The organism is Cellulomonas fimi ATCC 484, from assembly GCF_000212695.1.
GTDB lineage: Bacteria > Actinomycetota > Actinomycetes > Actinomycetales > Cellulomonadaceae > Cellulomonas > Cellulomonas fimi.
Genome location: NC_015514.1, coordinates 542,630 through 554,048 on the forward strand (window position 1 = coordinate 542,630; position 11,419 = coordinate 554,048).

The window sequence follows — 11,419 nt, forward strand, 5'->3', positions numbered from 1 at the left end:
TGGGCGATCCTGACAGCCTCCGGCCGGCGTGTCGCCTGCAATCCGGGACCGGTGACCCTCCCGGGCGACCCGGTCCGGCACTAGCGTGACCTGCATGAACGGACGGCCGCCGGTCCAGGTGTTCCTCGGCACGCTGCTGCTGGTGTTCGGGGTGGTGGCGCTGCTGGTCCAGCTCGACGTCATCACGGCCGACCTCGGTCAGGTCGCCGCGGACTGGTGGCCGCTCGTCGTCATCGGCGTCGGCGTCGCGGCGCTCGTCACCGTGCCGCGCGCGTGGGTGGGGCCGACCCTCGTGATCGGCGTCGGCGTGCTGTTCCTGCTGCAGACCCTGGACCTCGTGCAGTTCTCCGTCTGGGAGATCCTGTGGCCGCTCGCGATCATCCTCGTCGGCCTCGCGCTGCTGACGCGCGTGGGCCGCTCGACCGAGGACGACGACGTCGTGAACTCCACCGTCATGTGGTGGGGGTCGCAGCGGCGCTCGCGGTCCCAGAAGTTCCGCGGCGGGAGCCTCACGGCGCTCATGGGCGGCATCGAGCTCGACCTGCGGGACGCCGACATCGTGGGCCGTGCCGAGATCGCGGTGTTCGTCATGTGGGGCGGCGTCGAGATCAAGGTGCCGCCGACCTGGCGGGTGCACGTCAGCGGCCTGCCGCTGCTCGGCGGGTGGGAGGACAAGACGCGTCCGCCGAGCGACCCCGACGCACCGCAGCTCGTCGTGCACGTCACCGCGGTCATGGGCGGTGCCGAGGTCAAGCACGGCAAGACGCTGGACGCACCCGCCGTCTGACGGCGGGCGACCGGTCAGAGCAGCGGCTCGCCCGGCCCGACGACGACCGGCACGCCGACCGCCCGCGCGTCGCGCGACCGCCCCTCGCCGCCGTCGCGCGCAGGGGCGTACCCGTGCCCGACGACCATGCTGGGCCGGCCGGGGTCGGAGGCCTCGACGACCACGGCCGGGCCGTCGACCCCGGGCAGCTCGCCGTCCCAGGCCACCGCGCCGCACACCGCGCCGGACGCGCGCACCCACGCACGGGCCTGCGGCGCCGTCTCGCGCGGGTCGCCCGGGAAGACCTGCACGGTGCGGCGGACGCCGTCGTGCGTCATCGCGAACGTCTGCAGCGGCGACTCGCCGCCGACGACCGCGTCGAGGGCGTGCTCCAGGGCGCGCAGCCCGAGGTCCTGCGCGGACGGCGACGGCGGGTGCGGCAGGTCGCCCGGCGTCCGGTACCCGCTGGTCGGGGCCTGGGCGTCCGGCGTCGCGGCGGCGTGCGCGGTCGAGCGGCGCGGCAGGGACGCACCACCGGCGGGCGGTCGCTGCTGCGGCACCTCCACCACGGGCGTGGGGGCGGACCCGGGGGCGTGCTCGGGGAGCCCCGACACGGCGAGGTGCGCCGCGGCGGCCGTCACGTAGCCGCTCGCCCAGTCCGGCGTCACGCCGATGTCCCAGCGGGCGCGGATGTCGTCGAGCGGGAGGACCGCGGCCTCGCCGTCGGGGGAGACGACCGCGGGCACGGGCTTGGGCCCGGCGGTGCGCAGGACCCAGTGCGCGCCCGGCGCGCGGGCGACGACGAGGTCGCCGAGGACGACGCCGAGGGCCGCGACGACGCCCTCCGGCACCGCGGCACCCGGCTGGCCGGCCCAGCCCGTGTACGTGTCGTGCACGAGCGCCGCGACCGCCGCGACGTCGCCCAGGTCGGTCCGGCTGGCGCGGACGTGCGCGCGGAGCTGGTCCAGGTGACCCTGCTCGCCCGGGGTGAGGGGGCGCAGGCCCGGCACGGTGGCCGCCGGCGCGTGGGCGGTCCGGTCGTCGCTCATACCGGCCGGATCGACCCGGCGGGGGCCCGTCTTGAGGACGTGCGTCCAGGTTCCTCCGGACGGGTGGTGCGGACCGTCCGGTCCGTCCCGGTCCGTGGCCGGCCGCTGGGCGGGCCGCGCGGGCCGTGGTTAGCCTGGCGGGCGAACCGGCGGCTGCGAGGGGGTCGCCGGCCGTCCCCGGGAGCCGTCATCCACGTCCGTCTCGTCGCCGCCGTCGCGGCCGCCGTCGTCCTCGTCGGCGGTGCCGCCGGCGCGTGGGCGGGCGTCGAGCACCAGGACCGGGTGCGCGCCGCCGACGCCGCGCACGAACGCGTCGCCGACGCGGCGGCGTCCGAGGCGCACGACGCCGCCGTGCGGTCCGCCGTGGACGCCGCCGCCCAGCGGTCCGCTGCTGCGCGCACGCAGGACGAGGCCCGCGCCGCCCTCGCCGGGCTCGTCGAGCAGGCGCGCGCCACGCTCGCGGCGAGCGAGGGCGCGGTCGCGGACGACGCCGTGCGCCAGGCCGTCGCCGCGGTGCTCGCCGAGGCCGAGCCCGCGGCCGACCCCGCATCCCCCGGTGCGTCCGTGGCGACGCTGCGCCGCCTCGCCGCCGCCCTGGCCGCCGCCGAGGCGACGGCCGCGCAGGCGCACGCCGAGTGGACCGCGGCGCAGGCGTCGGCGGCCGCAGCGGCAGCGGCCCGGGCCGCCCGCCCGTCCGGCACGTCCACGTCGCCGGGCCCCGGCTCGGGGAGCACGCCGCCGTCGTGCGAGACGACCTACTCGGGTCCGCCGTTCTACACCTCGCCCGCCACCGAGGGCGGCGACGGCACCAACGGCAAGCTCCCGCCGTCCGCCCTCGCCGCCGTCTCGTGGGACGTCGACCCCCGGGGCACCCCCTACTACCTGCGCACCGACGCGACCGCCGCGCTCGAGCGGCTCAACGCCGCCTTCCGCGCCCGGTTCGGCCACGACCTGGACCTCGACCTGACGTACCGCGACTACGCGACGCAGGTCGCGATGCGCGACGCCCTCGGGTCGGTCGCGGCCGTGCCCGGCACGTCGTCGCACGGCACGGGGCTCGCGCTCGACGTGCCGGAGCTGCCGTGCGAGTACGGCTGGGGGACGCCGCAGCGCGAGTGGCTCGTCGCGAACGGGCCGTCGTACGGGTGGGTCGTGCCGTCGTGGGCGCGGCAGAACGGCTCCAACCCCGAGTACTGGCACTTCGAGTACCGCGGCTGACCTCTCCTGCCGCCCGGGTGCGACCAGCGGCGGCAGCCTCGGTCAGACCAGGCCGTGCTCGTGCGCGAAGACCACGACCTGGACCCGGTCGCGCAGGGCGAGCTTGCGCAGGATCGAGCCGACGTGGGTCTTCACGGTCGACTCGCTCGCGAGGACCGCCTGCGCGATCTCGGTGTTGCTCAGGCCGCGCGCGACGGCCTCGAACACCTCGCGCTCCTTGTCGCTGAGCGCGAGGTAGCCCGGCGGCGCGGGGGTGGGCGTGCGGAACCGGCCCTCCAGCAGCGTCGACAGGTCCTGCGGGGCGAGCACCGCGTTGCCGGCGTGCACCGTGCGGATCGCGTCGCGCAGCATCGCGGGCGTCGTGTCCTTCAGCAGGAAGCCGCTCGCGCCGTGCCGGATCGCGGCCGCGGCGCGGTCGTCCAGGTCGAAGGTCGTCAGGACGAGGACGCGCAGCGGGCGGGTGCGGCGCGCGGCACGCTCCGGGAGGAACAGCTGCCGGGTCGCCTCCACGCCGTCCATGTCGGCCATGCGCAGGTCCATGAGCACCACGTCGGGCTCGAGGTCGTCGGCCAGGCGCACCGCCTCGAGGCCGTCGCCGGCCTGCCCGACGACGCGCATGCCGTCCTGGGCGTCGACGATGACCGCGAGGCCGGCGCGGAACAGCTCCTGGTCGTCGACCAGCAGCACCCGGATCTCGTCGTCGGACGTCATCGTGGCCGCACCGGAACCCAGGTCGTCACCGCGAACGTCGGCCCGTCCTCTCCCGTCTCCGCCCGCACCGCCATGCGCCCCCCGACCGCCTCGAGCCGGCGGCGCACACCCGTCAGCCCGCTGCCCGGCGTCGGGTCCGCCGCGGGCGCGGTCGGCGGCACACCGTTCACGACCTCGATCCGCAGGTCCTCCAGCCACGTGCCGTCCGGCCAGCGGCGCTCGACGAGCACGGGTGCGTCGCGGTCGCCGTGCCGCAGGGCGTTCGTGAGGAGCTCCTGCAGCACGCGGTACGCCGTGGTCGCCAGCTCGGGCGGCAGCGGCTGCGGCGCACCGACGACCGTGGAGCGGACGTCGCGACCGCCCGCCCGGACGCCCTCGACGAGCTCGTCGAGGTCACCCGGCCCGCGGGCGTGGTCCGCGGACTGCCCGAGGACCTGCCGGACGTCCTGCAGCGACGTGCGGGCCGACGTGGCGATCGTCGCCATGGTCCGCTTGAGCACAGCGGGGTCGTCGTCGAGGTACTGCGCCGACTCGGCCTGCGCGAGGATCACCGCGAGCGAGTGGCCGACGACGTCGTGCACGTCCCGGGCGAGCCGCGTCTGGTCCTCGCGGAGCCGCGCGACCTCCTCCGCGCGCTCGCGGTCCCGCCGGGCGCGGGCCGCGTCGTCCTCGGCGGCAGCCTGCGACAGGCGCGACGACCGGGCGGTCGCGCCGGACCGGACGGCGAGCCCGGCGAGCCACGGGGCGCCGAGCAGCGCCGTCCCGACGACGACGGCCCCGATCTCCCACCGGTCGCCGGTCGTGTACGCGGCGCGGACGACCACGTCGAGGCCGAGCAGGTGCGTGAGGTGCGCGAGGCTCGACGCACCGAACGTCAGCACCGCGATCACCGCCGCGACGGGCACGGACAGCGCGCTCGCCCACACGGTCTCGGTCGACCCCCAGCGCGCGCACCCGAACGCGACGACCCCGACGGCGAGCTGCACGAGCATGACGTCGGCCTCGCCCGCGACCTGCAGGAGCCCGGTGCCCCAGACGAGCGCGAGCGCGACGCCCGGCCGGTGGCGGCTGAGCGACACCGCGAGCGCGATCGTGCCCGCGACGAGCAGGAGCGACGCGGCCTCCGCGGCCGACGCCGCGCGGGACGTCGCCTCCACGCACCCGAGCGCGAGGACCGCGAGGCCCGACGCGACGTCGGGGCCCCACGCGGACGCGGTGCGCGGCGTCATGCGACCGCCACCCGCGGGCGGTCGGCGACGCGCGGCCGCGGACCCAGCGGACGCTCGACGAGGTACCAGCTCGCGGCGGCGACCGGCACGGTGAGCGCCGCGGCGAGCAGACCCGCGTGCGGGACGTGCGGGCGCAGCCACAGCGTCAGCGGGTAGTTCCACAGGTAGGCGCCGTACGAGACGGTGCCGAGCCAGACGAGGGGGCGGACCGCGCGCGCCGTCATCGTGACCCGCGTGCGCCACGCGACCAGGAGCAGCGCGGTGAGGAGCGCGACGGCCGGCCCGGCGACGAGGTACGTGAGCGCATGACCCCGCAATGAAAGCACGCACGCAGCGCCCAGCAGCGCGAGCGCCGCGACCTGCACGGCGCCGGGTGGCGTCCACCGGACGGTCAGCACCCGGCTGGCGGCACCGACGACGAAGCAGCCCGCCCACGACGTCGGCAGCGCGTACGCGAGGTCGGGGTCGTCGCGCAGCCGCAGCAGCACCACGACGCACGCGAGCGCGCACGCGACGCCCGCCGCCGCGAGGAGCCACGTGACCCGGCCGCGCCGGTGCGCGACGGCGAGCGCGAGCGGCCACAGCAGGTAGAACTGCTCCTCGGTCGCGAGGGTCCACAGGTGGAACGTGACGCCGTCGGGCGTCAGGCCCGGCAGGTTGCCGGTCCACGTCGCCGCGACGAGGAGGTCGCGCGTGAGGTCCGCGCGGTCGTCGAGCGGGTCGAGCACGAGGGTGACGGCCGCGACGCCCACGAGCAGCACGAGCAGCCCGGGCACGAGGCGGCGGGCGCGCCGGACGTAGAAGCGCGGGAGGTCCACGCGGCCCGTCCCGTCGAGCTCGTCGAGCAGCACGCCCGTGATGAGGTGCCCGGACACGGCGAAGAACATGACGACGCCGACGACGCCCGCCCCGGGGAACACGTCGGGCAGGGCGTGCCGCAGGACGACGAGCCCGACGGCCACGCCCCGGAGCGCGTCGAGCCCGTCGATGCGGCGCCTCACCGTCCGGCCGCCGCGGCCGCCGCGGCCCCCGCCACCGCGTCCCGCACGAGGCGGTCGAGCAGGTCCGGGTACGACAGCCCCGCGGCCGCGAACATGCGCGGCACCTGCGAGTGCTCCGTCAGGCCAGGTGTCGTGTTCACCTCGTTGAGCACGGGACCGTCGGCCGTGAGGAAGAAGTCGACGCGTGCGACGCCCGCGCAGCCGAGCGCGTCGAACACCCGCACGGCCGCGTCCCGCAGGGCCTGCGCGTCGGCCTCGGGGACGTCGGCCGGCACGCGCAGGTCGGCCGTGCCGCCGTACTTGGCGGCGTGGTCGAAGAGCCCGTCGACGACGACCTCGAGCAGCGGTGCGACGACGTGCCCGTCGCCCGTGGCGAGCACCGCGACGTCGACCTCGCGGCCCTCGACGACGTCCTCCACGAGCACGCGGCCGTCGAGCCGCAGCGCCGCGTCGAGCGCGGGCCGCAGCCCGCCCGCGTCCCGCACGAGCGTGACGCCGTGGCTGGACCCGGCCGCGACGGGCTTGACGACGACCGGGTGCTCGAAGACGTAGGCGGCGGCCGTGGCCGCGGTCAGCAGCCTCCCCGGCGCGGTCGCGACGCCCACGGCCTGCGCGACGAGCTTCGTGGCCCACTTGTCCATCGCGAGCGCCCCCGCGCCCACCCCGGAGCCCACGTAGGGGACGCCCGCGAGCTCGCACAGCGCCGCGAGGGTGCCGTCCTCCCCGCGCGGCCCGTGCACCATCGGCACGACCGCCGCGCACGTGCCGAGCGTCTGCACGGCGCGTGCCAGGCCGACCGGGCGGCCGACCTCGTCGCACCACGTCCCGTCGCGGGTGATCGTCAGGGGGACCACGTCGTACCGGTCCGTGAGCGCCCCCACGACGGACGCGGCCGACGCGAGGCTGACCTCGTGCTCGCAGCTCTGCCCCCCGCCGACGACCGCGACACGCGTGCGCCCGGCGCTCATCCGGCGTCCCGCAGCGACGTGCCGACGGTGCCGCGCGCGACGCGCGGGCCGAACCCGGTGAGGACCTCGTGCGGCAGGACGTCGAACCAGTCCGCCCAGTCCTCCGGCGTCGGCTCACCGCCCGTCCCCGGACCCAGCAGCACCGCGACCTCGCCCGGCCGCACGGGCTCGTCGCCCACGTCGACCACCGTCTGGTCCATCGACACGCGTCCGACGACGGGCCGCCGCCGCCCGCGCAGCAGCACCTCGGCCCGCCCGGGCACGGCGCGCGGCAGCCCGTCGGCGTACCCGACCGGCAGGAGCGCGAGCGTGGTCGCGCGCGGTGCGGTCCACGTGTGCCCGTAGCCCACGGGCGTGCCCGCCCGGACCCGACGCACCGAGACGACGGGCGCGGTGAGCGACATCGCCCACGCGAGCCGCGTCGTGCCCGACGGGTCGATCCCGACCAGGCCGGCGCCGACGCGCACCGTCGTGTGGTGCGAGCGCGGGTCGGTGAGGGTCGCCGCGGTGGCGGCGAGGTGCCGCACGGACGGCCGCAGCCCGGCGGCCCGGGCCGTGCGGACGCCCCACGCGAACCGGGACCGCCCCTCGGCGTTCGCGGGGTGCCGCGGGCGGTCCGCGCACGCGAGGTGACCCATGACGCCAACGACCCGCACGCGCCCCGTGCGCTCCGCCGACCGCGCGAGCCGGCACAGCGACGGCCACGCCGCGGGCTCGGCGCCGTCGCGTGCGAGGCCCGTGTCGAGGTGCAGGTGCACGCGGGCGCCCGGTGCGGTGTCCAGCACCGCGCGCAGGTGGGCGGCGTCCGGCACGGCCAGCTCGACGCCCGCGGCGACCGCCGACGCGAAGTCGGCGTCGACCGGGTTCAGCCAGCTCAGCACCGGTGCGCGCAGCCCGGCGTCCCGCAGCGCGAGCGCCTCCGCGACCGTCGTCACGCCCAGGCTCGTCGCTCCGTGCGCGAGCGCCGTCCGCGCGACGGTCACCGCCCCGTGGCCGAACCCGTCCGCCTTGACGACCGCCATGAGGTCGCCCCGCGCGCGGCCCGCGAGCAGGCGCGTGTTGGCGGCGACGGCCGCGGGGTCGACCAGCAGCCGCGGCCCCGCGGCGTCGGAGACCCGCGGGCGGGTGAGCGTCGTCGTCGTCACGCCGCCACCGCCACGTCCACCGGGCCGTACAGCGCGTACGGCGCCCCGGTCGTGAGCGCCCAGTACCGGTCGCCCACGCTCCAGTGCCACCACTCGGTCGGGTAGTTCACGAGCCCGACGTCGCCGAGGGCGCGCGCCAGCAGGTCGCGGTGCGCGCGTGCCTCGGGGGAGATGCGGTCGTCGGCCGTCGCGCACCGGCCGTCGGACTCCTCGGGGGTCGCGTCGACCGGCGTCCCGAGGTCGAGCTCGCGGCCCGAGGCGTCGACGAGCGTGAGGTCCACGGCGGCCCCGGCGACGTGCGGGGCGACGTCGACGGGGGAGACGAAGCGGCTGACCAGCCGGGCGACCTCGGTCGGGTCGACGACCGCGGGGTGCGCCCGGCGGACCTCGCGGGTGTACCGGGCGACGATCGCGTGCTGCGCCGACAGCGACCGGTGACCCTCCAGGACGCGCAGCCGGACCCCGCGCGGGAGCGTCGCGGCGGCCAGCCGGTCCGCGAGCCCGACGCGGACGAGCGCGCGGGCGGGCCCGAAGCGGGCCCCGAGGCGGACGAGGGGCTCGCCGCAGTCACGGACGGGGACGGCGGCGACGCGCGGGTCGGACAGCAGGATCGTCATGCCGTCCACGCTGCCGCCCGCGACGGCGTCACCGCCTCCACCGCGGGGACCGCCGGGCGGTCCGCGAGGACACGCGTGCAACGCCGCAGGTCGTACGTCGCCGCCCGCGGTGTGCGACCGGGGTCGTACGGCCGAGCCGCAGGTCAGCGCTCAGCGGGGGCGGACGGCCTCGGCGGACGACGGGACGGTCCACCACGCCACGACCCCGCCGGCCGCGAGCAGGCCCGCGCAGACGAGCATCGCGACGCGGTGGCCGTCGGCGAGCACCGTCGGGTCGGTGAGCCCGGTGCCGACACCCGCGACGAGCGGCAGGACCGCGATGCCGAGCAGTCCCGCCACGCGCGCGACCGCGTTGTTCACCCCGGACGCGACCCCGGCGAGCCGGTCGGGCGCGGCGGCGAGCGCGGTCGTCGTCAGGGGTGCCACGACCGCGGCGAGACCGAGGCCGAACAGCAGCACGCCCGGCAGCACGGCGGTCAGGTACGGCGCGGACGGGCCGATGCCCGCGAGCAGCACGGTCGCGGCCGCGCACACGAGCGGGCCGACGGTCATGGGCACGCGCGGGCCGATCCGCACGCCGAGCGCACCCGACGTCGACGACAGCACGAGCAGCAGGAGCGTCACCGGGACCGGGGCGAGCCCCGCGGCGAGCGGCGAGTAGCCGGAGACGACCTGGAGCGTGAGGACGAGGAAGAAGAACACGCCCGACAGCGCCGCGTAGACCAGCAGCGTCGCGGCGTTGGTGCCCGCGAACGGGCGCCACCGGAACAGCCGCGGCGGCACGAGGGGCGCGGCGGCGCGGGACTCCACCACGACGAACGCGACGAGCGCGAGCACCCCGGCGGCCAGCACGGCGGCGACCGGTGCGCGCAGGGTCCCGTCCTCGGTCCAGGCGGTGAACGCCCACGTCAGCGCGGCCAGGCCCAGCGCGGCGAGGACCGTCCCGGCGACGTCCAGCCGGCGCACCGCCTCCGGGTCCACCGTCTCGGGCACCGCGCGCAGCGTGACCGCCACGACCACGGCGGCGAGCGGCAGGTTGATCCCGAACACCCACCGCCACGTCGTCACCTCGACGATCCACCCGCCGAGGAACGGCGCGACCGCGCCCGCGATGCCCCCGAGCCCCGACCACGCGCCGATCGCCCGCCCACGGTCCTCGCCCGCGAACGTCGACTGGATGATCGCGAGCGACCCCGGCGTGAGGAGCGCACCCCCGACGCCCTGCAACGCGCGGGCCGCGACGAGCAGCCCCACGGTCGGGGCGAGCGCGCACGCGAGCGACGCGACCGCGAACCACACGACCCCGACGAGGAACACGCGCCGCCGCCCGAACCGGTCCCCGAGCGAGCCGCCCAGCAGCAGGAACGCCGCGAGCGTCAGCGCGTACCCGTTGACGGTCCACTGCAGGTCGGCCGTCGTCGCGTCGAGCTCGTCCGCGATGCGGGGCAGCGCGATCGTGACGACGGTCGCGTCGATGAACGCGAGCGCCGAGCCCAGCACGGTCGCGACGAGCACCCACCGCCCGCGCGCCGACCGGTAGCCGACCGTCGCACCGGCGTGCGCGGACGGCTCAGCGGGCCCTGTCACGGTCGCGGCTCGGCTGCACGCGCTTCGGCTCGCCCGGCATCTTCGGGTACTCCGGCGGGTACGGCAGGTCGGCGTGGCCCTCGTCGCGCTCCTGCCGGTCGGCGAGCTCGAGCAGCGACTCGATCGAGTACCGCGGCGTCGCGTGCGCGACGAGCGGCGCGAACAGGTCGCCGACCTCGGCGAACCGCGCGGGCATCGTCGTCACGTCGAAGTCGTCGGGGTGGACGTCCCCGATCTCCTCCCACCGCAGCGGCGCCGACACCGTCGCGCGGGGGTTGGTGCGGATCGAGTACGCCGAGGCGATGGTGCGGTCGCGGGCCATCTGGTTGTAGTCGACGAAGATCTTCTGCCCGCGCTCCTCCTTCCACCACTTCATCGTGACCTGCTCCGGCATGCGCCGTTCGAGCTCACGACCGAACGCGATCGTCGCGCGGCGCGCGTCGGTGAACGACCAGCGCGGCTCGATCGGCACGAACACGTGGATGCCCCGGCCGCCGGACGTCTTCGGCGTGCCCTCCATGCCGTGCTCCGCGAGGAGCTCGCGCACGTGCGGGGCGACGCGCGCGGCGTCGTCGAAGTCGGTGCCCGGCTGCGGGTCGAGGTCGATGCGCAGCTGGTCGGGCGAGTCGACGTCCTCGCCCAGCACGGGCCACGGGTGGAACGTGAGGGTGCCGAGGTTCGCCGCCCACGCGACGACGGCGAGCTCGCTCGGGGCGACCTCGTCCGCAGTGCGCCCGCTCGGGAACGCGATCCGGGCGGTGCGGACGTAGTCCGGCGCGCCCTGCGGCACGCGCTTCTGGTAGAATGCGTCGCCCGTCGAGTCGGCGCGCGTCGCGAGCTTGGCGCCCTCGAACACGCCCTTGGGCCAGCGCTCGAGCGTCGTCGGGCGGTCGAGCAGCGCGCCGAGGATGCCGTCGCCCACGGACACGAAGTACTGGACGACGTCGAGCTTGGTCAGCCCGCGCTCGGGGAAGTACACCTTGTCGGGACTGCTCACACGGACGGTGCGGCCGCGCACGTCGAGCTCGACGGCCGGCGTCTTCGACGGTGACATGGGCCCCACGCTAGGGCCGGGCTCCGACACGCGCCCGTGCAGGTCGGCGCATCGTGCACCCGGGCCGCCGCCCG

Annotated in this window: 11 protein-coding genes; 2 read left to right on the forward strand and 9 right to left on the reverse strand. The window is 77.1% G+C overall.

What is annotated here, in order from left to right:
- Window positions 1–94: 94 nt before the first annotated feature.
- Window positions 95–787, forward strand: a complete 693-nt coding sequence (locus tag CELF_RS02485) for a LiaI-LiaF-like domain-containing protein (protein ID WP_013769668.1) — start codon at window positions 95–97, stop codon at window positions 785–787.
- A gap of 14 nt (window positions 788–801) precedes the next feature.
- On the opposite strand, the gene CELF_RS02490 is transcribed toward CELF_RS02485, so the two are convergent.
- Window positions 802–1,815, reverse strand: a complete 1,014-nt coding sequence (locus CELF_RS02490) for a DUF3806 domain-containing protein (protein ID WP_013769669.1) — start codon at window positions 1,813–1,815, stop codon at window positions 802–804.
- 282 nt (window positions 1,816–2,097) lie between these two features.
- Between CELF_RS02490 and CELF_RS02495 the strand changes: the two genes are divergently transcribed.
- Window positions 2,098–3,033, forward strand: coding sequence for a M15 family metallopeptidase (locus CELF_RS02495; protein ID WP_232014292.1), 936 nt, complete (start codon window positions 2,098–2,100; stop codon window positions 3,031–3,033).
- A gap of 42 nt (window positions 3,034–3,075) precedes the next feature.
- Here CELF_RS02495 and CELF_RS02500 read toward each other — a convergent pair whose 3' ends face one another.
- From CELF_RS02500 to ligD, 8 genes are all read right to left on the reverse strand, one after another.
- Window positions 3,076–3,744 (reverse strand): response regulator, encoded by a 669-nt coding sequence (locus CELF_RS02500; protein WP_013769671.1) that lies wholly within the window; start codon window positions 3,742–3,744, stop codon window positions 3,076–3,078.
- Window positions 3,741–4,973 (reverse strand): sensor histidine kinase, encoded by a 1,233-nt coding sequence (locus CELF_RS02505; protein ID WP_013769672.1) that lies wholly within the window; start codon window positions 4,971–4,973, stop codon window positions 3,741–3,743. The genes CELF_RS02500 and CELF_RS02505 overlap by 4 nt, the downstream gene beginning before the upstream one ends.
- Entirely contained in the window at window positions 4,970–5,974 is a 1,005-nt protein-coding gene (locus CELF_RS02510; protein ID WP_013769673.1) for an acyltransferase family protein, read from the reverse strand. Before CELF_RS02510 ends, CELF_RS02505 begins: the two co-directional genes overlap by 4 nt.
- Window positions 5,971–6,942 carry a D-alanine--D-alanine ligase family protein gene (locus tag CELF_RS02515; RefSeq protein ID WP_013769674.1) on the reverse strand — a complete coding sequence of 324 codons (972 nt, stop codon included), beginning with the start codon at window positions 6,940–6,942 and terminating at the stop codon, window positions 5,971–5,973. The genes CELF_RS02510 and CELF_RS02515 overlap by 4 nt, the downstream gene beginning before the upstream one ends.
- The gene (alr, locus tag CELF_RS02520) at window positions 6,939–8,087 is read right to left on the reverse strand and encodes an alanine racemase (protein ID WP_013769675.1); all 1,149 of its coding nucleotides are present in this window, start codon (window positions 8,085–8,087) and stop codon (window positions 6,939–6,941) included. Before alr ends, CELF_RS02515 begins: the two co-directional genes overlap by 4 nt.
- Window positions 8,084–8,704: a M15 family metallopeptidase gene (locus CELF_RS02525; RefSeq protein ID WP_013769676.1), complete on the reverse strand. Its 621-nt coding sequence runs from the start codon at window positions 8,702–8,704 to the stop codon at window positions 8,084–8,086. Before CELF_RS02525 ends, alr begins: the two co-directional genes overlap by 4 nt.
- Window positions 8,705–8,854: 150 nt before the next feature.
- Window positions 8,855–10,291 (reverse strand): MFS transporter, encoded by a 1,437-nt coding sequence (locus CELF_RS02530; RefSeq protein ID WP_013769677.1) that lies wholly within the window; start codon window positions 10,289–10,291, stop codon window positions 8,855–8,857.
- A complete protein-coding gene (gene ligD, locus CELF_RS02535) occupies window positions 10,275–11,345 on the reverse strand; it encodes a non-homologous end-joining DNA ligase (RefSeq protein WP_013769678.1) in 1,071 nt (356 codons plus the stop codon). The genes CELF_RS02530 and ligD overlap by 17 nt, the downstream gene beginning before the upstream one ends.
- Between the last annotated feature and the right edge of the window lie 74 nt (window positions 11,346–11,419).

Coding starts and splice junctions, on each gene's coding strand:
- ligD (WP_013769678.1), bottom strand. CDS start 11,345: ATGTCACCGTCGAAGACGCCGGCCGTCGAGCTCGACGTGCGCGGCCGC.
- CELF_RS02515 (WP_013769674.1), bottom strand. CDS start 6,942: ATGAGCGCCGGGCGCACGCGTGTCGCGGTCGTCGGCGGGGGGCAGAGC.
- CELF_RS02490 (WP_013769669.1), bottom strand. CDS start 1,815: ATGAGCGACGACCGGACCGCCCACGCGCCGGCGGCCACCGTGCCGGGC.
- CELF_RS02500 (WP_013769671.1), bottom strand. CDS start 3,744: ATGACGTCCGACGACGAGATCCGGGTGCTGCTGGTCGACGACCAGGAG.
- CELF_RS02525 (WP_013769676.1), bottom strand. CDS start 8,704: ATGACGATCCTGCTGTCCGACCCGCGCGTCGCCGCCGTCCCCGTCCGT.
- CELF_RS02485 (WP_013769668.1), top strand. CDS start 95: ATGAACGGACGGCCGCCGGTCCAGGTGTTCCTCGGCACGCTGCTGCTG.
- CELF_RS02505 (WP_013769672.1), bottom strand. CDS start 4,973: ATGACGCCGCGCACCGCGTCCGCGTGGGGCCCCGACGTCGCGTCGGGC.